This is a genomic window from Pseudohaliea sp. (assembly GCF_054552115.1).
Genome location: NZ_JBTOLW010000003.1, coordinates 1 through 26,653 on the forward strand (window position 1 = coordinate 1; position 26,653 = coordinate 26,653).

Here is a 26,653-nt window from a genome sequence, read left to right on the forward strand (position 1 = left end):
ATCCGCAGCGATGCAGACCAGGCAGGCTACCGCTGGGGCATCCGCAGCGATGCAGACCAGGCAGGCTACCGCTGGGGCATCCGCAGCGATGCAGTCCAGGCAGGCTACCGCTGGGGCATCCGCAGCGATGCAGACCAGGCAGGCTACCGCTGGGGCATCCGCTAACCACTTAACAACTGAACAAGCTACATACAGCGAACGATCCATACGTTCGCAGATTCAAAAGGGGGCCTCAGCGGCCCCCTTTTTCGTTTGTCGCGCGACCAAGCAAGACGTACCCTGAGCCTCTCTGTGTTGATATGCTTTGGACTCGTCAAAAAAACGGCTGAGTCACGTGACCGCATCCCCACGCCAACTAGTTTTCTTATTGCTTCTCGCCCTCGCTGCAGCGCCTTCGACTAAGGGGGCAAACTACACTTTCACACGATCCGATGCCTCACGTGAACTCTCTCAGCAAACCGTGCGCGGGATCTTTGAGGACTCCGCAGGATTTCTCTGGCTGCTAACTCAAGAAGGCCTGAATCGGTACGATGGAAGCGAAGTGATAAGGTTCCGAGCGTCTAACCGAATAACAGGCGATCTATCACACCAATCTATTACTGCAATGGCAGAAGGCTCAAACGGTGATCTCTGGATTGCAACAGCCGGAGGTGGCCTTAACAAACTTGACACAGCGACGTATCGCTTCACCGCGATCACATCTAATGACGAGGCTCCAGGTTCCCTGCGTCCTCTATCAAACGTAATCATGTCCCTATACGGCGACGACCAGGGCACTCTCTGGCTTGGTTACGGAGAAGGCGCCGGGATTTCACGCTTCGATTTCGCAACTAACAAGTTTCATCATGTCCCTAAGGCGTTCCTAAACCCTTCAGCCGCCGTACGGAGCATTAACCAAGGTCCAGATGGTCAAATCTGGCTCGCGGTTGAAAACGAGGGCCTCTTCTATACGGACCAATCGGGCACGGTGATGAAGGAGATTGAGCTATATTCAAAAGGCACTGAAGAGAGCAAAGTAACCGACGTAGTAGATATCGAAATTGATGAGAATGGAATATTGTGGCTATCCAGCTTGTCACACGGAATCGTGAAGCTAGATCCGACCGCGCGACGTTATAGATTTACCACCTCAGAGATTCTCGGCGACTCGGCTCAACCGCTAGAGACTTACGCTTCAGCCCTCGACCATGAAGGCAAACTTTGGATAGGCGCCTCAGATGGCTTGTACATCTTATCTAAAGACCAGAAAACGCTTGAAAGACTTGGCACAGACAACTCTGGCTTGCCCGACAATCAGGTTTTTTCAATTTACCATACTGATCAGGGACTCGTTTGGGCCGGAACCTACAGCGGACTTGCTAAGGGCACTCCGTCCATCTTTACTACCGTCAGCACACAGGAGGGCCTACCAAGCGACTCTACCAATGCCTTCGCGCAAACCTCTGACGGCACACTATGGATCGCCACCGATGGTGGAATAGCGTCAATGCTTCCCCTCACTGCGGAGGACTCGACGCCGCTACAAGCCAATCCAGCTAGCTTTGACTTGCCGGCTTCACGAATCATGAGCCTTATGGCAGACGGCAACAACTTATGGGCTGGCACAATAAATGACGGGCTTTTCTTTATAGACAGAAAAAACAAGGAAATCACACACTATAAGCGATTGATTACACAACCAAACAGTTTAAGCGCCGATGGTGTGACCTCCCTTTTGCGCTTAGATCACCGAACCATACTCATTGGAACCTACGGCGGAGGCTTAAACGAGCTAGATGTAGAAAGTGGGACTTTTACACACCACCGGCGCGATGACGCAAACAAAGAAAGCATTAGTTCCAATAGGGTAATAGCATTACTCAGGGACTCGACTGGGGACGTCTGGGTGGGAACAGAAAACGGACTAAACAAATTCATCCAAAGCGAAGGCTCGTTTGTTCGTTTCAACTTTCGCTACGATCGCCCCACCTCGCTCTCAAGTGATATGGCTTGGACGTTACACGAAGACAAAAACAGAAACCTCTGGATAGGCACGCAAAGCGGAGGCCTAAACAAGTGGACGCAAGACGACCGCCAGAGGCTTCGCGAAAACTTCACGCAATACTCAGAAAATGTCGGCTTGCCAAGCGCCGACATTTACACCATCACCAGCGATGAAAATGGCGACATCTGGATTTCTCATAATCGCGGAATCAGCAGGCTAAACCCAAACACCCTTGAAACCAAAAACTTCGACCAAACTGACGGACTGCAGGGCCCTGAATTCAACCACGCAGCGGTATTCAGAGATAATATGAATAGGCTCTACTTCGGAGGCCCGTTCGGTTTCAACATCGTAGACCCGAGTTCCGCTCAGCGAAGAAATTGGAATCCGCCGGTGCGGATAACCTCAATCAAAATTCTAAACGAGCAGAAGTACTTTGATAGACCGTACTATCAGGTTGACAAACTGACGCTACCTTACAATTACGGCTTTACGACACTGACATTCTCCTCGCTCGACTACAAGAACCCTTCTCTTAACAAGTATAGGTATAAGGTAGCCGGGCTAAGCGAAAACTGGATCGAACTAGGCACGAACAGGCAAGTTTCATTATCCGGGCTTTCTCCCGGGGAATACAGCCTTATCGTAGAGGGTACAAATTCTGATGGCCAATGGAGCAAAAACCGCCGGGAACTCGCAATACAGGTATCGCCACCATTTTGGCTCACCAGTTGGGCATATGCGGGCTACGCGACAGCGCTAATTTTTTCGGCTCTACTCCTATGGCGTGCGCAGGACAGAAAGCGCGTCGACGCCGAAAAACGCCGGAGAGAACTTGAGATAATGGTCCGGGAAAGGACCGCTGACCTTCAAGAAGCACGTGTCGCTGCAGAAAACGCAACTAAAGCCAAATCAGAGTTTCTAGCTGCAATGAGTCACGAAATTCGAACACCAATGCATGGAATGATCGGCATGACTGATCTTCTGCTACAAACCCAGCTGTCAGAGCAGCAAGCAGAGTTTGCGAAAGCCGCAAAATCAAGCGGCGAGTCCCTACTTACCCTTATTAATTCAATCCTAGATTTTTCGAAGATAGAAGCACAGAAAATTGAGCTTGAGAGTATTGAGTTCGATGCTGAAGCTCTCGTGGAAGAAATATGCTACTTACACAGCAGCACCGCGCACAACAAAGGATTAGAACTGCACCTCATATCCTCGCATGAGTTGAACACCCGCATATACGGCGATCCAGGCAGAACAAGGCAAATACTCAACAACATTATAGGTAATGCTATTAAGTTTACCGATTCGGGGCACGTAGTATGCAGACTACGTGCCTTCTCCTCGGACGATGAATCGGACTATGAAATGATCCACTATCAAATAGCCGACACAGGCATTGGTATGGATGAGTCAACTCTTGGAAAGGTATTTGACTCTTTCACTCAGGCAGACGCAAGCACGACCAGAAAGTTTGGAGGAACCGGCCTTGGGCTCACCATAACAAAGCAACTTGTCGAAGCAATGAATGGTCGGCTCGAGTGCAGATCCGCCCTAGGCAAGGGTACGACCTTTGACGTACTTTTACCCTTTAAGAAAGGCACACAATTAGAGAGGCCACATTTGCCCCAGCCTATCAGTGCACATGTGGAGATAGAAAACCGACTTACATATGAAGCAGTTTCAAACATTCTAGATTTTCTCGGTGTAACACAAGTAACATCTTCGGGCAGCCTGGGTGTCAACGAGGCAACTAGTCACACTGCGTATTTTTTCGATAAAGAGCAATTGCCCTCCACCCAAGAGGGATTCGGCCGCCTAATTCACGTCAACGCAACTCCAAACAGGCCCGCGAAGTCGAAATATCCTTTCGGGGTCAGTCAAGTCACAACGCCGTTGACAGTGCAAGCGGTCGTAAGAGCCATAACGACAGGGCAATTTAGCGAGCCAGGGGATGAAACCAGCAAAACCCGGTGCAGAGACCTCGACGCCTCATTTGACGACGAGCGTGGACCAAAGGTTCTTGTAGTCGAGGATGTGAAGATAAATCAAGAGATCGCAAAATCTATGCTTGACCTTCTGGGAGCGAGCGTAACGGTCGCGAACAATGGTCGTGAAGCTCTAGAGTCGCTGAGCATAGAGATGTTCGACATCGTATTTATGGACTGCCAAATGCCCGAGATGGATGGATTTGAGGCCGCTCAGGCTATCCGCTCTTTTGAAGAGGATAATGGAGAGCAACGTACGCCAGTTATCGCGTTGACTGCCGGTGGAGAGAAATCCGAAAAAGCCCGAGCCATCGAGGCAGGCATGGACGACTACATCAACAAACCATTCACTTTACAGGAGATAAGAGGCTGCATGCAGCGGTTCCTTACTAGTCCAGACGGGTCCTCTCTTCAGATCGATGTAAAACAAGTAGCTCGAAGCATGGCATCGGGGAATGAAGAAGGTGGCGAGTCTAAAGATCCTGATCGCCCTAATCAAATCCTCGCCACAGAGGTCATCGATGGCATTCTTACCATAGAAGATCAAACCGGCAACGCAATTCTACCCGACTTGCTGGATGGGTTTATTCACCAAACAAGACAGAAAGAAGAGGAACTCGTCCACGCTGTAGAGAGCGAGGATCCTGAAGCGTTAAGAAAAGTAGCTCATGCGCTTAAATCAATGTCCGCTAGCCTTGGAGCAGAGAAGGTAAGATTACTATTTGAGGAGATTGAGAGGAGTCACCAAAGTGTTTCCCCGGAGTCAGCCCAAGCGGCAGCGCGGCGTTTACGTGCATTTAGTAGTGAATTTAAGAGTACCGCCTCGAAGTACAGAGAAAAACGGAACTCGAACCCTGCCGAGAAATAGCTTTTGACCCTCCACCCATGCTCGCCTTAGTCACGCTCCTCTTCGTGGCCGGACTAGGCCTTAGCTCAAGCCTTGAAGCCCACCCATTCCTTTCAGAAATTGACCCTATCGTGGCAGACCTAATTGGAGAAAAAGCGGTCAGGTCGGTACACGCTGACAGCGAAGGGAGGCTTTGGGTTGGCAGCCAAACAGGCCTGGAGATTTTTGAGGGCAGGCGAAGGTGGCAGCCAAATAGAGGGTCCAAAGTCACTTCTGAAGCGCCCTGGAATGCGGATATAGTCGCCATCGCAAGCGACAAAAGTAAAAACGTTTTTGTCCTCACTGCCAATTCAGGGCTCTTCGGCTTTGATGTAAATGACGAAAACTTGCAGCCCATTGAGATCGCCTTGATGGACGGCGCATCCGCCTTGGCAGTCGGAGAAGGCGGGAAGCTCTGGGTAGCACACGGCGCATCGGTTCAAATTCTTTGGGTCAACCAAGAAACACGGCATCTAGTCCGACGCCAGCGGTTTCGCATGCAGGGCAAGGTCACCACCGGTTTTTCTTTTGATCGAAAGGGGCGCGTATGCTTCGGGCGTGTCGGTGCAATTCAGTGCCGGGACGAAAGTGGATCCTGGGAGATCGTGGTGGAAAAGGGAAAATGGCTTCATCAATCAACGCCTCTTTCAGTATCCCGTGACCGGGACGACCGCTTGGTCATTGGGCTCTCTTCTGGGGCAATTGTTGTGCTGGATGCAACTTATAGCACGAGCCCTGCTAACACCTGGAAGATTTGCAGCAACCAACCGTGTCGCATCACCGCCGTACAGCCTGTCGGCACTGGGTTTATCGTGGGAAGTGATAGTGGACTATATCTTCTTGAGCCGAGCGGTCAGATACAATTGCTGGCGCCCGAGATTCACGTCACGGCAGTCGACATAGACGGAAAGGACGTATGGATCTCTACCTATTCCGGGCTGCATGCTTACGGCGCTAGTGGCTTTCAGACTTTTAACGCCGACACCCATGATGTGAACAGCGAAGTGCTTACTTTTTCTGAATTCCCAAATGGCGCTGTACTTGTGGGAACATATGGGGGCGCCTACATCTTTCATCCGCATGTCTTAGAAGGCCATCGCTTTGTGAAGCTGTCCGTGAAAGGCTCCCCCTCCTTCTCAAAGATCATGACGTCAGCCAGGCTAGGACAAAAAATAGTCGCAGCTGAACGCAACTACGGGCTTGCAGTCTTTTCAGCCCCAACGAGTAAAGCACAAATTATATATCAACAGAAAGACTTTGGTGCACCATTTACCGTATTGTCTAGTGTTTCCAAAAACAAGATCTATGGGGGCACCGCTTCAGGAGATTTGTTTACTCTCGCCACCAATGGAGACCATATAGAGCTAGACAGAGTATCGGACGCGAATATTGATTTTGAATCTCCGATAACGTCTATTACACCGCTCAGCGATGATAAACTGCTGGTCACCAGCGAGCGAAAGGCTTTAATTCTGTGTCTTGCTGCGAACTTCATCTGTGGTGGCATCCAACCTCCCGCCTCAAGCGCAGCCACCCGCATCCTTTCATCCGCGATAATGCGAGACGGTACCATCCTACTCGGCTTCCAGAATGGTGGCGTGTGGATATCTGACAGGAATTACGATCCAACTAACGAAAAAATTCATTTCTCCTCGCTTTCCAAGCCAACACTTTCCGAGTCGTCCGTTTATGCTATCGTTGAAATCGGCCCAACAGTGTGGCTATCGACCTCAACAGGGATATATGAGCTTCACTTGGCTTCTGAGGCCTTGCGGAGGTTCACAAAGTACGATGGCTTGCAAGGAAATGATTTTAACTTTGGCGCCTCACTTCTTCACTCCTCTGGATATCTATACTTCGGTGGAAGCAATGGTTTCAATAGATTCATGCCCGAGGAGGTACAGCACAAGAGCCTAAAGATACAGAGCTTCATTTCGCGTGTCGAAATAGGGCCAGAGAGGCATCATCTCACTCGTAGGTCAGCCAAAAAAAGCTCAGTTTTTCTTAGAAGTACGGACAAGTATCTAAATTTTCAATTCTTCACTGATCACTACTTCGAGAATCCGGCCGCGGCAGTGCGTTATAAGCTCTCGGGCTTTGATACAAAGTGGGTTTTTAGCAAGCCGAATAGCGAAGCGACCTACACAAGTTTGCCGCCCGGCAACTATCGATTTGAGGTCCAAGCAAAAAGCCCGGACGGAAGTTGGGAGAAAGGTGGGGCAAGCTTGAATGTTGATGTCGCGGGTCCGGCCTGGCGATCGGCACCCGCACTGGGCCTCTACGTACTTCTCTTAGCGGCACTCACGATCGTTTCAAGACATTATTATGCCACGATCGTCGTCTCCCATCGCGCCAACCAACTCGCCCGAGAAATGACTGCCACCGCGGAGCAGGCGATGGAGGACATGCAGGAAGAAGTCGAAACGCAGTCGCGGCTCCTGGAGAATATCACCAAAACGAATGTGGCGACGCTGAGCTGGATCAGTGAGGTTGTCGAGCAACAGGCGGAATCACTGCCCGACGTGTTGTCGTCAGAGATGGCGAAGGTTTCTCTTGAGCGCATTGAGGCCTTCATGTGCCTGGAGCATACGCTGCGCTACCGGGATGATCGCGTTCTTGCCGACCTTCGGAGCTTTACGGATGAGTGTAGTTCTATGTTACTGGCCCGCCGTCGTCGGGGGACCACGGTTACGCTTATCAACGAGGTCAGCGATACACTCGTCGACGCGGAGCACGGGGCCAGGCTGGCAACGGTGGTTTACGAATTGTTGGCGAATGCGCTGGACCACGCCTTTGTTGGCCGGGACCATGGCAATTTCCTGCGCCTGGCGTTTGAGCTCGAGCCGGATCCGGCGGCAAAAGTCATTACTGCAATCGTCATTGCAGAGGATAACGGCATAGGCTTGCCTGCGGAGGTTTCACTGGAAGAATACGAAACTTCCGGCTTTTCGCTGATACGTGCGGTGACCCGTCATTACGGTGGGCGACTTGAGCACAATACGGAGCGTGGAGGCACCTCATTGCGGGTCGAGCTACCACTGCCGGAGGATGCCGTAGCCTGAAGAGCGTCAGCGGCCGCTGAACTGCGGGGGCCGCTTTTCCTGCTGCGCCGCGAAGCCCTCGATAAGGTCTTCCGAGGCTTCACAGTGCGCCGCGAGCTTCCCGGCTTCTTCAGGGTCCAGCGTACCAGCAGCAACGCTCCCGATGATCTGCTTCATGGCGCGCACGGACAGTGGCGCCAGGCCGGCCAGTTGCCTGGCGTAGCTGGTGACGGTCTGCTCCAGCTGCGCCGGCATGACGAGGTGGTCAAGGAAGCCGACACGCAGCATTTCATCGGCATTCAGCGTTTCCGAGGCCACGAGGATGCGCTTCGCCACGCCAGGACCGAGGCGCTGTACGAACCGCTCGATTCCCCGCACCGGGTAGCAGAGGCCGATCGACGCCGCCGGTACACGCATTCGTGTTCCCTCGATACCGATGCGAAAGTCGCAGCTGAGGGCCAGTTCAACACCGCCACCGAAGACGTTGCCACTGATCGCGCAGATCGTGGGTATCGCAAGGGCGGCGATGGCGTCGGTCATGTCCTGGTAGTCGTCGCCACGAAGCGCGCCCGCATTGAGTTCCTGCAACGAGGCCCCCGCACAGAAGGTTTTGTCCCCTTCGCCGGTGAGTACCAGCACGCGCACGCTCTCGCTCGTTGCAACCTCGGCGACAGCCGAGCGCAGGGCATCCAGCTCCTTCCGCCCGAGTGCATTATGCTTCTCGGGGTTGTTGAGGGTGAGGCGCGCGACGTGTTGGTCAACGCTGAAGGTAACCGTTTCTGACATATCCCCTCCTCGCTGGGCGCTGATATTCTGGCACAAGGACCTTTGGGCCGCCACGGAGGAGCACAGCAGCAGTGCCAGGCGACGACAGGAATGACAGGGCGCGGTGCCCCTGGTGCGGCGACCTCTCCGACTACCGGGCCTACCACGACGAAGAGTGGGGCGTGCCGACAGCCGACGAGGCACGGCTCTTCGAGTTCCTCTCTCTCGAGGGTGCGCAAGCGGGCCTGTCCTGGCTGACAATCCTGCGAAAACGCGACGGCTACCGCCGGGTTTTCCAGGGGTTCGATCTGGAACGTCTCGCACGCTGGACCGGGAATGACCTCGCAGCAGCCGCTGCGTCTAAAGACATTGTTCGCAACCGCCTCAAGATCCGGTCAGTAGTGACCAATGCCCGGGCGGCGATCGCGCTGGCGGAGAGCGGGCCCGGGCTCGCGCACTTCCTCTGGGAGCGGGTCGACGGGAAGCCGGTACAGAACCGCTGGGAGCGGCACGTAGACGTTCCCGCGGAAACGCCCCTTTCTCAGCAGCTCAGCCGGGAGTTGAAACGCGCCGGCTTCACCTTCGTCGGCCCTACGATCTGCTATGCCTTCATGCAGGCTGTCGGCATGGTCAATGACCATCTCGTCCACTGCTTTCGCCACGAGGAATGTCGCCAGCTGGGAAGCCGGTTCACAGGGCCGGGCCGGGTCGCTTCCTAGACAGGCACAAATAAAATACTTAAAGTTGGAATTTCCAACTATTCAGTCAAGCCACTGCGGGAGCAGCGCCGGCGCAGCATGAGCAGCAGCGAGCCAGACATTTCTCGCGCCCGGCCCTTCAACCGGCAGGCGCAACACGACGCCAAGCGCACGGCGATCCTTTCCGAGGCAGCCCGTCTCTTCAACGGCAAGGGCTCCCGGGCAACGACGCTGCAGGATATCGCCGCAAGCCTGGGTCTTACCAAAACCAGCCTCTATTACTACGTCCGCACCAAGGAAGAGCTGATCTACCAGTGCTACCTGGCGACGCTGCAGCGGCAACACCTGGCGCTCGACACGTTGGAAGAGCAGACCCCGGTTCCCGTCGAGCGGATCGCGGGCTTTCTCCAGCGGCAGTTCGAGCAGTGGACAGATGCCCGCAACGGCCGCGACGTGCACCTTGCAGCACTTCTCGAGATTGCATCACTCAATGATGAGCACCGGCGTGCGGTCGAAAGCGCCTATATCGATCTTTTCAAGCGTCTGCGAGGCTATCTCCGGGCCGGCATGGCCGACGGCTCGCTGCGCGAGGGCGACAGCACCTCGATGACCCGCGCCCTTATCGGCTCCCTGGACTGGCTCTTTCACTGGCTGCACAGCGTCCCGGAAGACGGCGTCAGCGCGGCGGCTCGCCAGGCGGCGGATCTCCTGCTGCACGGACTCTACGCCGGCCGGGGTTGCTATCACAGCGCCCTGGGGCCCGCGGACGTCGACAGAGCTGTCGCCGCCGGCGGCTTCGACCGCGACGAACAGAACCGGCTGAAGCAGGAAGCGTTTTACAAGGCCGGCACCTGGCTGTTCAACAAGAAGGGGTTCAATGGCGCCTCCCTTGATGAGATCGCCGATTACCTGCACGTTTCCAAAGGGGCTTTCTACTACCATATCCGCAACAAGGAAGACCTGCTCTACAATTGCTACAATCACTCCCTCGCAATCGTTGAGCGCGTGTACCGGGAGGCCGAGAGCGCGGGCAGCACCGGCATCGAGAAGATCGACTATGCGAGCCGGCGTACCTTCCTCATCCAGAACTCGGACCTTGGCCCCCTTATCCGTTACAACACCATTACGGCCCTCCCCACCGCCCGGCGGCTGGAAGTCCTTGCCCGCACGGACGCAGCCAACAACCATTTTCTCGACTTTCTCATCCAGGGGGTAAACGACGGCAGTATCAGAGCCGTAGACCCGCTGGTGGCACGCAACCTGCTCGCAGGCGCTATCAATGCTTCCATGGATATCTCGCTATGGCGCCGCGTCGACAACATCGACGAAGCGGCGCGGGACTATTTCGACGTTTTCTTCAACGGGCTCCTGCCCCGCGAGCCCACAGCGGTAACGGACTGACTATGGACCACGGACCCATCGAGCGGCTTATCGAGTACCTGGAAGTACAGCGTGTGGACCGCTACCTGTTTACCGGGCAGAGCCCCGCCCGGCCGCGTCGGATCTTCGGTGGCCAGGTCCTCGCGCAATCGCTGAATGCCGCCCTGCGCTCGGTGGACGAGGCTTTCGAGGCGCACAGCATGCACGCCTACTTCCTGCGCCCCGGTGATCCTTCCCGGCAGATCGTCTTTGAAGTTGACCCGATCCGCGACGGGCGCAGCTTCGCGACGCGCCGCGTGGTTGCCAAGCAGGATGGGCGGGCCATCTTCAACACGGCTGTCTCCCTCCAGCGCAGCGAACCTGGCCTGGAGCACCAGGCCCGCCCGGTGACGGTCACGCCGCCGGAGGAACTGGAATCGGACTACGACTTCTGGATGCGCAAGCACCAGGAGAATCCCGACCGCTATCCCGCCCCCCTGGCCCAGGCCATCGAGCGCCGCGTGGTGAACCGGCGCGATTACGACAACCCGCAACCGCAGGAACCAGTGCAGTACAGCTGGTTCCGGGCCAGCGGCGAGGTCGGCGCCGATCCGCGCCGGCACCAGGTGCTGCTCGCCTTCATCTCGGACTTCGCGCTGCTCGGGGCGTCGCTGCTACCACACCCCTATACGGCCCAGAGCCCCGGCATGCAGGTCGCGAGCCTGGATCACGCGTTGTGGTTCCACCGCCCTGCGCGTACTGACGAGTACCTTCTCTACGCGATGGACAGCCCCAACGCGAGCGGCGGACGCGGCTTCTGCCGCGGGCAGTTCTTCACCCGCGACGGACGCCTGGTCGCCTCCACGGCCCAGGAGGCCCTCATCCGGCGGCGCGAGGCTAGTTGACGACGGTCTCCAGCTCAGCGCCCAGCCGCCTCACCTGAAGCCGGCCTCCCGGCAGGATCGCGAGCTCGTGCACGGAGCCATTGTCCGGCCAGAAGGCCAGCACGTCATCCTGCGCACGGGCATGGGCCACAACGGTATTGATCACCAGGAAGTGCGTAAAAATCACCGCCGAGCGGTCGAGCCCGCAAAGCTCATCGAGCAGGCCCTGGCGCCAGGCCAGCACCTCGGGGTGATGGCACGAGGACCAGCGCGCGCGCAGGAACCCCCGCAGCCACTCACGGCGTTCCGCCAGGGGAACCGGTGCCGGTATCTCCCGGAAAGCCGGCGCGAGCTTGACCTCGCGACGCGCCCGGGCGGCGAAAGGAGCCGCGGTTTCCCGCGCCCGCGCCCGGGGGCTGGAAAGAATGGCGCAGTCCCCCGACACATCCAGGGCCAGCAACTCCTCTGCCACCCGTTCCGCCTGTCGGCGCCCTAGGGCGGACAGCCCCGGATCCTCGTCTGCGCCCCAGTGCGCCGCGGCCTCACCGTGCCGAACGAGTAAGCATCGGATGCCTGCCGCCATCAGCGGTACGTCACCAGGTCCTCGTCACGCTGCCGGCCGAGGACGCGCAGAAAGGAGCAGTCGTTGAAGTAGGAGAGCGAGACGCGCTCGCGGCTGTAAAAGAGCTGCGTCACGGAGCAGTTGAAGACCGGCTCGTAGAACTTGTAGGCGTGGCTCCCGTCGAGACCAAGCACGCCCGCAACGATGGTGGCGATCGTACCTCCGGAGGTAAACACGGCCACGGTCTTGCCCGCCCCCTCCCGCGCCATGAGGTCCTTCATCGCGGCCCGCACGCCGCCGGAGTAATCGGACCAGCTCTGGATCTGCGGTACCTTGCAGGCGTCCGAGACCCAGTAGTTGAACACTGCGTCAATCACCTTCTGATAATCCTTGGACGACCTGAGGCCACGGTCCACCACGGCCTGCAGCCGCTCGTTTCCCTCGAGCACGATGGGCAGGAGGTGCTCGAGGTGCTCGTCGTTGCGCACCTCGTCGAAGCGGGGGTCCTCCATCACCGCGACCTCCCCGGGCTGCGCCGCGAGCACGCGCTCCGCCGTATGCCGCTGGCGCTTCAGGCTGCCGCAGTAGGCACTGTCCAGCACGATGCCGTGGTCACGGAAATACTCACCCACTCGCTCGGCCTGGCGAACACCGAGTTCGGAGAGCCGGTCGTAATCATCCGTACCAAAGGACGCCTGCCCATGGCGCACCAGGTAGATCGTAGCCATCAGCCGGTCCTTTTCAGTTCAGTGTCTTTTCGCGGGAAGCTCAGTCGACGCCGGTACGGGTAGAAAGTGGTGATCACGCCGTCATGGATCTGGCGCTGCAGGCGCCACCAGAACTCCACGTCATAGATGTCGCTGTGACGCGCATCGAAGGCCTTACGGGCGCGCTGATTGCCGGAGAAGAAAAGACGAAACTCCTCCGGGAAGACGTCGTTGGGGCCCACGGAATACCAGGGCTGCCCGGACATTTCCTCTTCTTCCGTGCGCGGCTCCGGTATGCGGCGGAAATTGCACTCCGTCAGCGGCATGATCTCGTCATAGTCGTAAAAAACCACTCGGCCGTGGCGGGTCACGCCGAAGTTCTTCAGCAGCATGTCGCCGGGGAAGATGTTGGCCGCGGCGAGCTGCTTGATCGAGTTGCCGTACTCATCCATCACGTCGTCGACCTGTTCGTCCGTCGCGTGCTGCAGGTAGAGGTTCAGCGGATCCATGCGCCGCTCCACGTAAACGTGGTTGAGGATGAGCGCACGACCGCGCTCCTCGATCTGCGATGGTGCCTCGCGGTAGAGTTCATCCATGAGTTCGTCGGAGAACTGGTCCCGGGCGAACACGAGCTTCCGGAACTCCTGCGTATCCGCCATGCGGCCCGCACGGTCCCAGCGCTTCACCAGCTGGTACTTGTGCATGACCTCTTCCCGGGTCACCTCTTTCGGCGCCGTGAAGCGGTCCTTGATCACCTTGAACACATACTCGTAGGACGGCATGGTGAACACGAGCATGACCATGCCCTTGATCCCCGGGGCGATGGAGAACTCATCCGAGGTGTTCTGCATGTGACGTACGGCCGTGCGGTGGTAGACGGTTTTGCCGTGCTTGTAGTGGCCGATGGCGCTGTAGATCTCCGAAATCGGCTTGGCCGGCATGAGCTGCTTCAGGAACAGCACGTACTGGGACGGGATCGACGCATCGACCATGAAGTAGCTGCGGGTGAAACTGAAGATCACGCTCACCCGATCCGCACCGAAGAGTACCGTGTCGACATAGACGGCGCCACGTTCATTGTGGCGCACCGGCAGCGCAAAGGGCATCTGTTCCTCGCCGGCGACGATGCGCCCGACGATGTAGGCGCTCTTGTTGCGGAAGAAGTGATGTTCCAGCACCTCAAGGCGCAATGGCCCGGCGCCCAGGTCGATGCGCGGCGGCACCAGCACCTCGTCAATCACATCGACAATGAAGCCCACATCCCGGTCGCGATCTTCCCAGGGCACGTTGAAACGGTAGTCGTCGAGGAGCTGCGTGAGAGCTGCCCTGAAGCCCTCCTCCACGGGATAGCGGCGCAGCACCTTGCTCACGTCCGACGGCGGCATGTCACCCTGGGGTGAGAAAACGAACGCGTAGTCGTCGCGGATCTCCGCGTGGTCCAGTACCTTGCAGAACACAGAGTTGAAAAAGGTCTCCGCGATCTCGAAGTTGTTGTGACCGCGGATCAGTTCGGCATAAACCGGCTTGGCCTGGCGCCAGAAATCCAGGTTCTCGAGCTGGTCACCGGCCACCAGCTTCACGTAGTCGAGGACGGCCCCCACCTTCGCCTTGTAGAGGTCGATGCGGTCCCGGGATCCCTGCTGCACCCCATGCCAGTCCGCGTTCTCGAAGCGGGTCCGGGCGGCGAGGGTGATGTTCTGGAAATCGGCGAAATAGGACTCGAAGCCGTTGAGGATAATGCGCGCGAAGCGCTCCTTGCGTTCCATGGAATTGCCGGTCGCGCGAAAGTGGCCCTAGAGTGTAGGGTTGCCGAAGCGGCGGCGCAATTTGCGCATCCCCCCGAGCCAGCGATCGTAATCCTGCGCCTTGCGCTGCCGGTACTCCTCGACCTGCGGGTGCGGCAGGATCAGGAAGCGCTCCTCCGCCAGCCCCGCGAGCGTGGCCTCCGCCACCTGCGCCGGGGAGATGACGCCGTCGACGCCGGCGGTGCCACCGCCTTCCACGGAGGCGATCATCTGGGTGTCCACGGCCTGCGGGCACAGGCAGGAGACCCTGATACCGTCATCGCCATGGGTAATGGCCAGCGCCTCGGCAAGGCCGATGGCCGCGTGCTTGGTCGTCGAATAGGCCGCATCACCCACCTGGTTCAGAAGTCCCGCGGCAGATGCCGTGTTGAGGAAGTATCCCTCGCCCCGCTCGATCATTGCCGGCAGGCAGGCCCGCGCCGCGTAGACGTGCGCCATCACGTGAATCTCCCACATGGCCTGCCAGGTTGCGTTCGGGGCAGAGGTGGCATACCAGGGTTCGCCGTCCCCGGCGATGATGCCTGCGTTGCTGCAGAAGAGATCGATGCGGCCATGGCGCGCTTCCACGTCCTCGACGAGCGCCTTGACGGCGGCCTCGTCGCGGACGTCGAGGCCATGGCCCTCACCGCCGATCGCCACGGCCACTGCCCTGGCCGCAGCGGCGTCGAGGTCGGCGGCCACGACCGCCCCGGCCCCGGCGCTTGCGAAGGACTCACAGAGCGCCTTGCCGATGCCGTTGCCGCCCCCCGTGACGACGACGATCCGGTCCTTGATGTCCATGGCGACCCCCGGCAGCCCTAGGCCGCGCTCCTGCCGTAGCTCAGGGCGTTGAAGCGGCCCTGGTGGTAATCCCCATTGCCGAAGATCGCGTTGATCATCATCAGCCGCTTGGCGTAATGGCCGATATCCAGCTCATCGGTGATGCCCATACCGCCGTGGAGCTGGATGGCCTCACCGTAAATGTGCTTGCCGGCCTTGTCGACCATGACCTTCAGCGCGTGCACATCCCTGGCCGGGCTCTCGTCGTTCTTTTCCAGCGCGCAGACAGCGCGGTACAGGAGCGACTTCGTCTGCTCGTAGGACATGAAGGTGTCGACCATGCGGTGTTGGAGCGCCTGGAAACTGCCTATCGGCACTCCGAACTGCTCGCGGGTCCGGGTGTATTCGAGGGTCTTGGCGTTCAGCTGGCCCATAATGCCGAGCGCCTCGGCGCCGAGGGCCACGCAGGCCTCGAGAATCACCGCCTGCATGAGGGGCAGGCCTTCGTCCACGGTCCCGACCACATGGCTCGCACCCAGGGCCACGTCGCGCAGCACGACGTTGGCGACACGCTGGCCGTCCATGAGCCGGTAGTCGACGATCTCCACACCCGGCGCATTGGCCGGCACCAGGAACAGGGTAATATCGTGGTCGTCGGTCTGCTCGCCGGCCGTGCGCGCCGACACGATCAGCGTGTCGGCATTGGCGCCGTTGAACACCACGACCTTCTCACCATGAAGCAGGTAGTCATCGCCCTGCCGCGTGGCCGTTGTTTTCACGTCGGCGAGCTCGAAGCGGCTCTGGCGCTCCAGGTAGGCGAACGCACCGAGGCAGCTGCCCTCGATGATGCGCGGGATGAAGTCGGACTGCTGGGCCTCGCTGCCGCCGTGCCTGAGCAGGCCGCCGAAGAGGACCACCGTAGCCAGGTAGGGCTCGACGACAAGGCCCTTGCCGAACTCCTCCATCATGACCATGAGGTCCACGGGGCCGCCGCCGAAGCCGCCGAACTCCTCGGGAAAAGGCACGGAAAGCCAGCCCAGCTCGGCGAAGGTATCCCAGTTTTCCTTGCTCATGCCAAGGTCGGACGCGACGATCCTGCGGCGGCTGTCGAAGTCGTAGTCGTCCTGGATGAAACGCGCCACGCTGTCGCGCAGCATCACCTGCTCGTCGGAAAAGTCGAAATTCATGTCGTTAACCTCGCGGCGGCTGTCAAAGGCCCAGAACGGCCTTGGCAATGATGTTTTTCTGTACCTCGTTCGAGCCGCCATAGATCGTGGCGGCGCGACCGTACATGAAGGCCTGGCGGGCGTCGCTGCCGAAGCTGTGCCCGAGCACCTCCGGGGAGAGCTCCGTGGGGAGCAGGCCCTGGTAGTAGCCGGCCACTTCCATGCGCAGTTCCTGGATGGCCTGCTGGATCTCCGTACCCTTGATCTTGAGCAGCGAGGATTCGGCCCCCGGCGCGCCCCCCGCCGCCACGGAGGCGAGCACGCGCAGTTCCGTGTACTCGAGAGCCATCAACTCGATCTCGATGCTGGAGAGGCGCTGCTGGAACAGCGGGTCGTCGATGAGGAAGCGGCCGCCGTTCTCTTCCTGGGCGGCGAAATCGCGCACCTCGGCGAGGGCGCGCTTGGAGTCGGCCACACCTGCGATGGACGTGCGCTCGTGGGCAAGCAGGGCCTTCGCGTAGGTCCAGCCCTTGTCCTCTTCGCCGATCAGGTTGGCGACGGGCACGCGGACGTTGTTGAACTCCACTTCGTTCAGGCTGTGGTGATTGTCGATGGAGACGATCGGGTTCACCTTGATCCCCGGCGAATGCATGTCGATGAGCAGGAAGGAGATGCCGTTCTGCTTCTTGCCCTCACTGCTCGTGCGCACGAGGCAGAAGATCCAGTCCGCGTACTGGGCATAGGTGGTCCAGATCTTGGCGCCATTGACCACGTAGTCGTCGCCATCGCGCTCAGCCCGGGTTTTCAGGGAAGCCAGGTCGGAACCGGCGCCCGGCTCCGAGTAGCCCTGGCACCACCAGTCTTCACTGCGCAGGATGCGGGGCAGGAAGCGCTCTTTCTGCTCGTCGTTGCCGAAGGTGTAGATCACCGGGCCGACCATTTTCAGGCCGAAGGGCACCACGTCGCGGACCCCGGCGGCGGCGCGCTCGGTCTCAAAAATGAAATTCTGGGTCGGTGTCCACTCCGCGCCACCGTAGGCCTTCGGCCAGTTCGGGGCGATCCACCCCTTGTCGTAGAGGCGGCGCTGCCAGTCGATGACGGCTTCACGAAACGTGCCCTTGTCGGCCAGCCGGGCCTGCAGGTCGTCATCATAGGCCTCGGCGAAAAAGGCGCGAACCTCGTCGCGAAAGGCGAGGTCTTCAGCGGAAAAGCTGGTATCCACGGTTGTTCTCCTTGCGTGCCCGCAATTTGACTTTCGAGTATGTTTTTCCTCGGCCGAGTACTCTAGCGGGTGTGGGGAGGTGAAACAAGCGTGTTCTGGCGGCACCCCGGCGCCACAGAGGGCTGGAGGACGGACATCATCCCCCGGCGCGAGAGGCGGCGCTCCGCCCGCGGGGCTTCGTCCCTGTGGGCGCCCTTGCGCGGCGGTTCGCCGGGATCAGTAGAGAAGGCTGTAAAGCTTGCGCTGGAACTCGGCCGCTAGCGGGTCTCCCTTGCCGAGGGAGGCGATGGTGTCGAGGTAGGCTTTCTTCGTGGCCCCGTCATTGTGGTCCAGCTGCCGTTGCAGGATGAAGAACAGCGCCTCCAGTCCCTCCCGGAACTGGCCCGTATCCGTATAGTGCACCGCCAGCTGCGCGCGCAGATCGAGGTTGTCCGGGTCGGCCGCCAGCTGCTCTTCGAGGGCCGTCACTTCCGGCGACTTCGCAGACTCGCGGCGGATCGCGAGCTGGGCCCGGCACTGCTCGTAGGCCGCATCCTGGTCGACCATCCTGACCGCATCGAGCACCTGTTCGGCCTCGTCGAGACGATAGCCTTCGATCAGTGCATGGGCGTAGACCATCGCGATCTCGTGCTCGCGGCCGGATTCTTCGTAAGCCGGCCGCAGCAAGGCGATTGCTCCGCTGGCATCTCCGCCCTGGAGCTTTTCCGCCGCCTCGGCGAGCACGCCCTCAAAGGGGGAGGGGAGATACTTCTGCAGCAGTTCCCGCACCGCCGCCTCCGGCTGGGCGCCGGCGAAGCCGTCCACGGGCTGGCCGCGCTGCATCACCAGCACCGTCGGCAGGCTGCGCACACCGAACTGCTGCGCGATCATCTGCTGGCTGTCGGCGTTCACCCGGGCCAGCAGGAAGGCCCCCCGATACTCTTCCGCGAGGCGCTCGAGCACGGGCATGAGGGTCTTGCAGGGCTCGCACCAGTCCGCCCAGAAATCGATGACCACGGGGCGCTTGTGCGACTCGTCGATAAGGTAATGGGCGGCGTTGCTCTCGTCGATGTCGACGACGTTGCCGCTCGCCCCCGGTGCCTGGTCGATCACACTGATTCCTCCTTCGGCCGCAGGCCGAGCACGTCCTGCATGTCGTAAAGGCCCGGGGGCTGCGCTGCAAGCCAGGCGGCAGCGCGCAGGGCGCCGCGGGCAAAGGCCAACCGGCTGCTGGCCTTGTGGGTAATCTCGATCCGCTCGCCGTCGCCGGCGAAGAGTACGGTGTGATCACCGACGATATCCCCGCCGCGAATCGTGCTGAAGCCGATGCTCCCGGGACGGCGGGCGCCGGTCTGGCCCTCCCGGTGATAGACTGCGTCCTCGCTCAGATCGCGGCCGAGGGCGGCGGCGGCTTCCTGGCCGAGACTGAGCGCCGTGCCCGAGGGGGCGTCCACCTTGTGCCGATGGTGCGCCTCGATCACCTCCACGTCCACCTCGTCGCCGAGGACGCGGGCGGCTTCCGCGACGAGGCGGAAGCAGAGGTTGACGCCGGTACTGAAATTGGAGGCCCTGCAGATGGGAATAGCGGCAGCGGCGGCATCGATCTCAGCCAGCTCTCCGGCACTGAACCCCGTCGTGCCGATCACCAGGGCCTTGCCGTGGGCCCGGCAGGCTGCGACATTTTCGAGCGTCCCCGGGACGGAACTGAAATCGACCAGCACGTCCACGGCCTCGAGGGCCGCAGCGACATCGCTGCCAACGAGAACGCCGTTGACGCCGGTAGCGCCGAGTTCACCGGCGTCGGCCCCGAGCAGGCTGCTGCCGGGGCGCTCGAGGGCCGCGGCGAGCCGCATGCGGTCGCCGGCCTGGCCCAGGGCCTGCACCAGCGTTCGGCCCATGCGGCCGCCGGCGCCGGTGATGCCGATGCGCAGACTCATGGTTTCATATCGTCAAAGAAGCGCTTGACGCCCTCGAAGAAGCTGGTCTGCCGCGGCGACTGGGCGTGCCCGCCCTGCCCCAGGCTGTCCTCGAACTTGCGCAGGAGTTCCTTCTGCTCCTTGTTCAGGTTCACCGGCGTCTCGACCACGGCGCGACAGAGCAGGTCGCCCACACCACCGCCCCGCACCGGCTGCACGCCCTTGCCGCGCAGCCGGAAGAGCTTGCCGGTCTGGGTCTCCGGGGGAATCTTCAGCTTGACCCGGCCGTCCAGCGTGGGCACCTCCAGTTCTCCGCCAAGGGCGGCATCGACGAAGGTGATGGGAATCTCGCAGTAGAGGTTCTTGCCGTCGCGCTCGAAGATCGGGTGCTGCTTGACGGAGATCTGCACGAAGAGATCGCCCGGCGGCCCGCCCTCGGGCCCGGCCTCGCCCTCACCGGAGAGGCGGATACGGTCGCCCGTATCCACGCCCGGCGGGACCTTCACGGAGAGGGTCTTGCTCTTCTCGACCCGCCCCTGGCCGCGGCAACTCGTGCAGGGATCGGAAATGAGCGTACCGCGGCCGCGGCAGGTCGGGCAGGTCTGCTGCACCTGGAAGAAGCCCTGCTGCATGCGCACCTGGCCGATTCCGCCACAGGTGCCGCAGGTCGTCGGTGAACTGCCCTTCTTTGCGCCGCTGCCGTTGCAGGTACTGCAGGAGACCAGGGCCGGCACGCGGATTTCCACGGTGGTGCCGCGCACGGCCTGCTCCAGGGTGATATCCAGCGTGTAACGCAGGTCGGCACCGCGCTGCGGTCCCCCGCGCGCCCGGCCACCACCGCCGAAGATGTCGCCGAAGACATCGCCGAAAATGTCGCTGAAACTGCCACCGCCAAAGCCCCCGGCTCCACCGCCCATGGACTGGTCGACGCCCGCATGGCCGAACTGGTCGTAGGCAGCCCGCTTCTCGCTGTCCGTGAGGACGTCGTAGGCTTCCGTGGCTTCCTTGAACTTCTCGTCGGCGTCCGGATCGTCGGGATTGCGATCCGGGTGGTACTTCATGGCTACCCGGCGGTAGGCCTTCTTGATGTCCTTTTCATCGGCGCCGCGGCTGACGCCGAGCACCTCGTAGTAGTCCCGCTTTGCCATATCCCGTCCCGCAAATGCCCCTCGCTCGGAAACGACGACGCGGGAACCCGGGTCCCGCGCCAGAAGGGGGCGTTAGGCGGGGCCCGCCGGGCCCCGCGAAAGCGCCAGTTTACTTCTTGTCGTCGTCGACTTCCTCAAACTCCGCGTCGACGGCTTCGTCACCACCGGCAGCCTGCTCACCGGCACCGGCGTCGCCCTGCGCGCCGGCCGCGCCTTCAGCGCTCTCGGCCTGGGCCGCGTACATCTTCTGGGCGACGGGGCCCGTCGCCTCGGTGAGCTTGTTGGCCGCCGCGTCGATGGCGTCCTTGTCATTCCCCTTCACGGCTTCCTCGGCCTCGGTGATCGCGGCCTCGATGGCCGCCTTCTCGTCGTCCGTGGCGTGCTCACCGCCCTCTTCCAGGGTCTTGCGGGCAGCGTGGATGAGACCCTCGGTGCTGTTGCGCGCCGTGATCAGCTCCTCGAACTGCTTGTCGGCCTCGGCATTCGCCTCGGCGTCGGCAACCATCTTCTCGATCTCGTCCTCGGACAGGCCGCCGGACGCGGTAATTCGAATCGACTGCTCCTTGCCTGTCGCCTTGTCCTTGGCAGACACGTTGAGGATACCGTTGGCGTCGAGGTCGAAGGTCACCTCGATCTGCGGCATGCCTCGCGGCGCCGGCGGAATGTCGGCGAGGTCGAAGCGGCCCAGGGACTTGTTCTGGGCTGCCTGCTTACGCTCGCCCTGCACCACGTGAATCGTCACGGCGGTCTGGTTGTCCTCCGCCGTGGAGAACACCTGCGACTTCTTGGTCGGGATCGTCGTGTTCTTCTCGATCAGCGGCGTGGCCACACCACCCATGGTCTCGATGCCGAGGGTCAGGGGCGTGACATCGAGCAGGAGCACGTCCTTCACGTCGCCGGCCAGGACCGCCCCCTGGATGGCGGCGCCCATGGCGACAGCCTCGTCCGGGTTCACGTCCTTGCGCGGGTCCTTGCCGAAGTACTCGGCCACCTGCTTCTGCACCAGCGGCATGCGCGTCTGACCGCCCACGAGGATCACGTCGTTGATCTCGCTCGGGGACAGGCCGGCATCCTTCAGGGCCACCTTCACCGGCTCCATGGAGCGAGTGACGAGGTCTTCCACCAGGGACTCGAGCTTGGAGCGCGACAGCTTCACTACCAGGTGCTTCGGCCCGGAAGCGTCTGCGGTGATGTAGGGTAGGTTCACCTCCGTCTGCTGCGAGCTCGACAGCTCGATCTTGGCCTTCTCTGCCGCCTCCTTCAGGCGCTGCAGGGCCAGCGGATCGTTGTTGAGGTCGATACCGCTTTCTTTCTTGAATTCCGCCGCCAGGTAGTCGATGAGGCGCAGGTCGAAATCCTCGCCACCGAGGAACGTATCACCGTTGGTGGACAGCACCTCGAACTGGTGCTCGCCATCCACCTCGGCGATCTCGATGATGGAGATGTCGAAGGTACCGCCGCCGAGGTCGTAGACGGCAATGGTCCGGTCACCCTTGGCCTTGTCCATGCCATAGGCGAGCGCCGCGGCCGTCGGCTCGTTGATGATGCGCTTGACCTCGAGACCGGCGATCTTGCCGGCATCCTTCGTCGCCTGGCGCTGGGAATCGTTGAAATAGGCGGGAACGGTGATGACCGCCTCGGTCACGGTTTCGCCGAGGTATTCCTCGGCGGTCTTCTTCATCTTCCGCAGCACCTCGGCAGACACCTGCGGGGGCGCCATCTTCTCGCCCTTGGCGGCCACCCAGGCGTCGCCGTTATCGGCGGCGACGATCTCGTAGGGGACCATCTTGATGTCTTTCTGGACAACGTCGTCCTTGAACTTGCGGCCGATAAGGCGCTTCACCGCAAAGAGCGTGTTCTGCGGATTGGTGACGGCCTGGCGCTTGGCGCTCTGCCCCACCAGGATTTCACCGTCTTCCGTGTAGGCGACGATGGAGGGCGTCGTGCGGTCGCCCTCGGCGTTCTCGATGACCCGGGTCTTGTCCCCCTCCATGACCGCCACGCAGCTGTTGGTGGTACCCAGGTCGATGCCAATGATCTTGCCCATGTCAAGTCTCCTCTCGGGCCGCGCCGGCGGCCCGCTGTTTCGCTAACTGTTGCCTATATTGGCCCGGCACCGGGAAATTCAAGGGGCCGGGGTGGCGCCGCTCAGGAACCGGAACCGTCGGCCGGGGCCTTGCTGACCATGACCATCGCGGGCCGCACCAGGCGGCCATTGAGGGTGTAGCCCTTCTGCATCACTGCAACGACGGTGTTCGGCTCGACGTCGGGATTCTCGACGCTGCTCATGGCCTGGTGGTACTGGGGATCGAAGGGCTCCCCGGCCGGGTCCACCGGCTCGATGTTGAACTTGGCCAGGGCGTTCAGGAAGCTCTTCAGGGTCAGTTCGACGCCCTCGGCAATGGGCCTGAGCTGCTCGTCGTCGCCCGAGGCAGCCTCGAGCGCGCGCTCGAGATTGTCTACCACCGGGAGAAGCTCACCACAGAAGCGCTCCAGCGCATACTTGCGCGCCCGCTCGACGTCCTGTTCGGCGCGCCGGCGGGTGTTCTGCACCTCGGCCTGCGCACGCAGTACCTGGTCACGCGCTTCCTGGAGTTCGTCGGCCAGCGCTGCGGCATCCTCAGTGCCCTTGCCCGCCTCCGGCGCCCCGGGATCCTGTCCGGCCCTCGCCGCCTCGTCGTCCCCGCTTGCACCCGCCCCGGCGACTTCCGCGAACTCCGCCGCAGCTTTCTGTGCTGCTTGCTGTGCGGCTTCCTGCCTTGCATCCTGCGCGGCGTCTCCCGGCGGCGCCTGCGTTTCCTGCTCCTTGTCGGACACGCGCTCCCTCCCTTTGTGTCATCGCTTGCAATGGGAGCTTCATTGGGGCGGCGGCGCGCTTTTCAAGGGCCGGTGTCTGCGCGGCCACCGGGCATGGACACGCGCCTCCGGGGCGCGCGACGGCGTGAGGACTCAGCGGGCGAGCGCGGAGGACAGCATGCGCGACGTCACGTCGACGATGGGGATCACCCGGTCGTAGGCCATGCGCGTCGGGCCGATGACCCCGAGTACTCCGAGGGGCCGGCGCCCATCGCCGTAGGGCGCGGTAATCACGCTGAAATCGCCGAAGACCTCGTAACCCGCCTCCTCGCCGATGAAGATCTGCACCCCGTCGGCGCGGGTGCAGCGCTCGAGCAGATGAAGAAGGTCCTTCTTGCGTTCAAAGACCTCGAACAGCTCCCGGAGCTTGTCCACATCCTCTGCGCTGGCGCTGTCGAGCAGGTGCGCCTCGCCCGCCACCAGGCAGTCCTCGTCACTCTCCTCGGGATCGAGGGCCTGGCTGGCGAGGTCCAGCGCCGCCGTCAGGTAGTCATCGATGCGGCTGCGCGCCTCGCGCATTTCGCCGAGGATCTGCGCCTTGACCCGGTCCAGTGGCTGCCCTCCGAAGCGCTGGTTGACCAGCGCCGCCGCCGCCCGCAGTTCATCGTCAGAGAAATCCCGTGCCGTGTGGATGATGCGGTTCTGTACCTCCCGCTCGTTGACCACGAGGATGACAAGCACGCGCCGGTCCGACAGCGGCAGGAATTCCACCTGCCGGAGCTGCTGCGCATCCTGCCGGGGCACGGTGACGATACCGGCCTGGGACGTGATTGCCGAGAGCAGGGAGGACGCGGTCTGCACCAGGTCCGTCGAGCTCTTGTCCGGGTTGAGCGCAGCACGGAGGATATCGACGGAGGCATCGTCGAGGGCCTGGACTTCGAGCAGGCTGTCGACAAAGAAGCGGTAGCCCCGGGCCGTGGGCACGCGCCCGGCGCTGGTATGCGGGGAATGAAGATAGCCGCGCTCCTCGAGGTCCGACATGACATTGCGGATCGTGGCGGCACTGACCGGCAGCCCCGCCTCCTCCTGCAGTGTGCGCGAGCCCACCGGCTGGCCGTCGCGGATATGCCGCTGCACCAGTGCCCTGAGGAGCGTTCGCGCCCTGTCCGAAATATCCTCGTGCACGGCCGTTCCGTCGCTTTCGATGCCCGTCTTTTATCACAGCGGGCAGGAAGCGCAAAGCAGCAGCCGGCGGCGATGTTTCCCGGCGCCGATGTCTGCGGTATAACAGCCTGTCATCCAAGAGCGCACACCGATTCCATGCTGGTACACCTGGGCATCCGCAATTACACGGTGGTCGAGGCTCTCGACGTGGAGCTTGGGCCGGGCATGACCGCCATCACCGGCGAGACCGGTGCCGGCAAGTCCATCATGCTCGATGCCCTGGGCCTCTGCCTCGGCGACCGGGCCGACCCCAGGGCCATCCGCCCCGGCTGCGAGCGCGCCGAGGTCACCGCCACCTTCGACCTCGCAGACCTGCCCGCCGCCCGCGCCTGGCTCACCGAGCGCGAGCTGCCCGGAGAAGAGTGCATCCTGCGCCGGGTCATCGCCGGCGACCGCTCCCGCGCCTGGATCAACGGCAGTCCCGCGACGCTGCAGCAGTGCGCCGAGCTCGGTCGGCACCTCGCCGACATCCACAGCCAGCACGCCCACCAGTCCCTGCTCCGGCGGGACGTCCAGCGGGAGCTCCTCGACAGCTATGCCGGCGCAGGCAAGGCCGCCGCCCACGTCGCGGCCCTCGCCCGGGAATGGCAGGAGACGCGGGACGCGCTCGAGGCCCTGCGCGGTAGCGGCGACGAGGGCGAGGCACGGCGGCAGCTCCTCGAATACCAGGTCCGCGAGCTCGAGGAGCTCGCCCTCGGTGAAGACGAGATCGCGACCCTGGAGGCTGAGGAGAAACAGCTGGCGGGCGCCGAAGACATCCTCGCCAGCGCCGGCGAGGCCCGGGAGCTCTGCGAACAGCTCGAAGCCACGGCGCAGCGGGCCCGGCGGCTCATCGATGCTGGCCAGCACCCGGGCGCCGGCCTCGACAATGCCCGGGAAATGCTCGAGTCCGTCGCTATCCAGGCGGGCGAGGCGCAGACCGACCTCGGGCACTACCTGGACACCATCGAGATCAACCCGGAGCGGCTGACCGCGACCCAGCAGCGCCTGGAACAGATCTACGCCGTGGCCCGCAAGCACCGGGTGCGGCCGGAAGCCCTGCGCGAGGAGCACGCCACTCTCGCCGCCGAGCTTGCGCGGCTGAGCGGCGGCGAGGCCGAGGCGGAGGCCCTGGCCGCCCGCCAGCGCGAACTGGAAAAGGCCTGGGAGGAAGCCGCGGCCGAGCTGACCGCGGCCCGGCGCAAGGCGGCGAAGAAGCTCCTGCGCGAAACCGGCAAGGGCCTCGACAGCCTGTCCATGGGGCAGTGCAGCTTCGAAGTCCGGCTCGCGCCGCGGGAGGCACGCAACCCCCACGCGGCGGGGGCGGAAACCGTCGAGCTGCTGATCGCCACCAATCCGGGCGCGGCCCCTCAGCCGCTGGCCCGCATTGCCTCCGGCGGCGAACTGTCACGCATCAGCCTTGCCATCCAGGTTGTGACGGCCAGCGCCACCACGGTACCCACCATGGTCTTCGACGAGGTCGATGTCGGCATCGGCGGCGCCGTTGCGGAGGTTGTGGGCCGCCTGCTGCGGCGCCTGGCCAGCGGGGCCCAGGTGCTCTGCGTGACCCACCTGCCGCAGGTGGCCGCCCAGGCACACCGGCAGTTGAAGGTGAGCAAGGAGGGCAACCGCAAGGCTGTGCGTACGGCGCTGGCGGTGCTGGACGAGAAGGGACGGATCGAGGAAGTGGCGCGCATGCTCGGCGGTGTCAAGGTGACGGACCAGACCCTGGCCCACGCGCGGGAAATGCTGGAGGATGCGGCAGCGGGGTGACGCCGCCCGTCT

General features: G+C 61.6%; 19 protein-coding genes. 6 read left to right on the forward strand and 13 right to left on the reverse strand.

Going from position 1 to position 26,653, the window contains the following annotated elements:
* Nucleotides 1-460: 460 nt before the first annotated feature.
* Complete coding sequence (locus ACX93N_RS02450; RefSeq protein WP_459426798.1) at nucleotides 461-4,840, forward strand: hybrid sensor histidine kinase/response regulator; 4,380 nt, start codon at nucleotides 461-463, stop codon at nucleotides 4,838-4,840.
* 110 nt (nucleotides 4,841-4,950) lie between these two features.
* Nucleotides 4,951-7,920 (forward strand): triple tyrosine motif-containing protein, encoded by a 2,970-nt coding sequence (locus ACX93N_RS02455; protein ID WP_459426799.1) that lies wholly within the window; start codon nucleotides 4,951-4,953, stop codon nucleotides 7,918-7,920.
* A gap of 6 nt (nucleotides 7,921-7,926) precedes the next feature.
* On the opposite strand, the gene ACX93N_RS02460 is transcribed toward ACX93N_RS02455, so the two are convergent.
* Nucleotides 7,927-8,685 carry an enoyl-CoA hydratase/isomerase family protein gene (locus tag ACX93N_RS02460; RefSeq protein ID WP_459426800.1) on the reverse strand — a complete coding sequence of 253 codons (759 nt, stop codon included), beginning with the start codon at nucleotides 8,683-8,685 and terminating at the stop codon, nucleotides 7,927-7,929.
* A gap of 71 nt (nucleotides 8,686-8,756) precedes the next feature.
* Between ACX93N_RS02460 and ACX93N_RS02465 the strand changes: the two genes are divergently transcribed.
* The 3 genes from ACX93N_RS02465 to ACX93N_RS02475 all read left to right on the forward strand — a co-directional run bounded on the left by ACX93N_RS02465 (nucleotide 8,757) and on the right by ACX93N_RS02475 (nucleotide 11,626).
* Entirely contained in the window at nucleotides 8,757-9,383 is a 627-nt protein-coding gene (locus ACX93N_RS02465; RefSeq protein ID WP_459426801.1) for a DNA-3-methyladenine glycosylase I, read from the forward strand.
* Between the two features lie 78 nt (nucleotides 9,384-9,461).
* Nucleotides 9,462-10,763 (forward strand): TetR/AcrR family transcriptional regulator, encoded by a 1,302-nt coding sequence (locus ACX93N_RS02470; protein WP_459426802.1) that lies wholly within the window; start codon nucleotides 9,462-9,464, stop codon nucleotides 10,761-10,763.
* Nucleotides 10,764-10,765: 2 nt separating this feature from the next.
* On the forward strand, nucleotides 10,766-11,626 hold the full coding sequence (locus tag ACX93N_RS02475; RefSeq protein WP_459426803.1) for an acyl-CoA thioesterase: 861 nt from the start codon (nucleotides 10,766-10,768) through the stop codon (nucleotides 11,624-11,626).
* Here the strand turns inward: ACX93N_RS02475 and ACX93N_RS02480 are convergent.
* The 12 genes from ACX93N_RS02480 to hrcA all read right to left on the reverse strand — a co-directional run bounded on the left by ACX93N_RS02480 (nucleotide 11,619) and on the right by hrcA (nucleotide 24,850).
* Nucleotides 11,619-12,188, reverse strand: a complete 570-nt coding sequence (locus ACX93N_RS02480) for a histidine phosphatase family protein (RefSeq protein ID WP_459426804.1) — start codon at nucleotides 12,186-12,188, stop codon at nucleotides 11,619-11,621. The genes ACX93N_RS02475 and ACX93N_RS02480 overlap by 8 nt on opposite strands.
* Nucleotides 12,188-12,895, reverse strand: coding sequence for a histidine phosphatase family protein (locus ACX93N_RS02485; RefSeq protein WP_459426805.1), 708 nt, complete (start codon nucleotides 12,893-12,895; stop codon nucleotides 12,188-12,190). Before ACX93N_RS02485 ends, ACX93N_RS02480 begins: the two co-directional genes overlap by 1 nt.
* Nucleotides 12,895-14,640, reverse strand: a complete 1,746-nt coding sequence (gene aceK / locus ACX93N_RS02490; RefSeq protein WP_459426806.1) for a bifunctional isocitrate dehydrogenase kinase/phosphatase — start codon at nucleotides 14,638-14,640, stop codon at nucleotides 12,895-12,897. The genes ACX93N_RS02485 and aceK overlap by 1 nt, the downstream gene beginning before the upstream one ends.
* Before the next feature lie 27 nt (nucleotides 14,641-14,667).
* A complete protein-coding gene (locus ACX93N_RS02495; RefSeq protein WP_459426807.1) occupies nucleotides 14,668-15,459 on the reverse strand; it encodes an SDR family oxidoreductase in 792 nt (263 codons plus the stop codon).
* Between the two features lie 17 nt (nucleotides 15,460-15,476).
* Nucleotides 15,477-16,625: an acyl-CoA dehydrogenase family protein gene (locus ACX93N_RS02500; RefSeq protein WP_459426808.1), complete on the reverse strand. Its 1,149-nt coding sequence runs from the start codon at nucleotides 16,623-16,625 to the stop codon at nucleotides 15,477-15,479.
* Between the two features lie 22 nt (nucleotides 16,626-16,647).
* Nucleotides 16,648-17,826 carry an acyl-CoA dehydrogenase family protein gene (locus ACX93N_RS02505; protein ID WP_459426809.1) on the reverse strand — a complete coding sequence of 393 codons (1,179 nt, stop codon included), beginning with the start codon at nucleotides 17,824-17,826 and terminating at the stop codon, nucleotides 16,648-16,650.
* A gap of 216 nt (nucleotides 17,827-18,042) precedes the next feature.
* Nucleotides 18,043-18,918: a thioredoxin gene (gene trxA / locus ACX93N_RS02510; RefSeq protein WP_459426810.1), complete on the reverse strand. Its 876-nt coding sequence runs from the start codon at nucleotides 18,916-18,918 to the stop codon at nucleotides 18,043-18,045.
* Nucleotides 18,915-19,742, reverse strand: coding sequence for a 4-hydroxy-tetrahydrodipicolinate reductase (gene dapB, locus ACX93N_RS02515; RefSeq protein WP_459426811.1), 828 nt, complete (start codon nucleotides 19,740-19,742; stop codon nucleotides 18,915-18,917). The genes trxA and dapB overlap by 4 nt, the downstream gene beginning before the upstream one ends.
* Nucleotides 19,739-20,869 (reverse strand): molecular chaperone DnaJ, encoded by a 1,131-nt coding sequence (dnaJ, locus tag ACX93N_RS02520; RefSeq protein WP_459426812.1) that lies wholly within the window; start codon nucleotides 20,867-20,869, stop codon nucleotides 19,739-19,741. The genes dapB and dnaJ overlap by 4 nt, the downstream gene beginning before the upstream one ends.
* Before the next feature lie 109 nt (nucleotides 20,870-20,978).
* Nucleotides 20,979-22,916, reverse strand: a complete 1,938-nt coding sequence (dnaK, locus tag ACX93N_RS02525) for a molecular chaperone DnaK (protein ID WP_459426813.1) — start codon at nucleotides 22,914-22,916, stop codon at nucleotides 20,979-20,981.
* A 101-nt stretch (nucleotides 22,917-23,017) separates the two neighbouring features.
* Nucleotides 23,018-23,686, reverse strand: coding sequence for a nucleotide exchange factor GrpE (gene grpE / locus ACX93N_RS02530; protein ID WP_459426814.1), 669 nt, complete (start codon nucleotides 23,684-23,686; stop codon nucleotides 23,018-23,020).
* 132 nt (nucleotides 23,687-23,818) lie between these two features.
* Entirely contained in the window at nucleotides 23,819-24,850 is a 1,032-nt protein-coding gene (gene hrcA / locus ACX93N_RS02535) for a heat-inducible transcriptional repressor HrcA (protein WP_459426815.1), read from the reverse strand.
* A gap of 135 nt (nucleotides 24,851-24,985) precedes the next feature.
* On the opposite strand from hrcA, the gene recN reads away from it, so the two are divergent.
* Nucleotides 24,986-26,641, forward strand: a complete 1,656-nt coding sequence (gene recN, locus ACX93N_RS02540; protein WP_459426816.1) for a DNA repair protein RecN — start codon at nucleotides 24,986-24,988, stop codon at nucleotides 26,639-26,641.
* Nucleotides 26,642-26,653 lie beyond the last annotated feature (12 nt).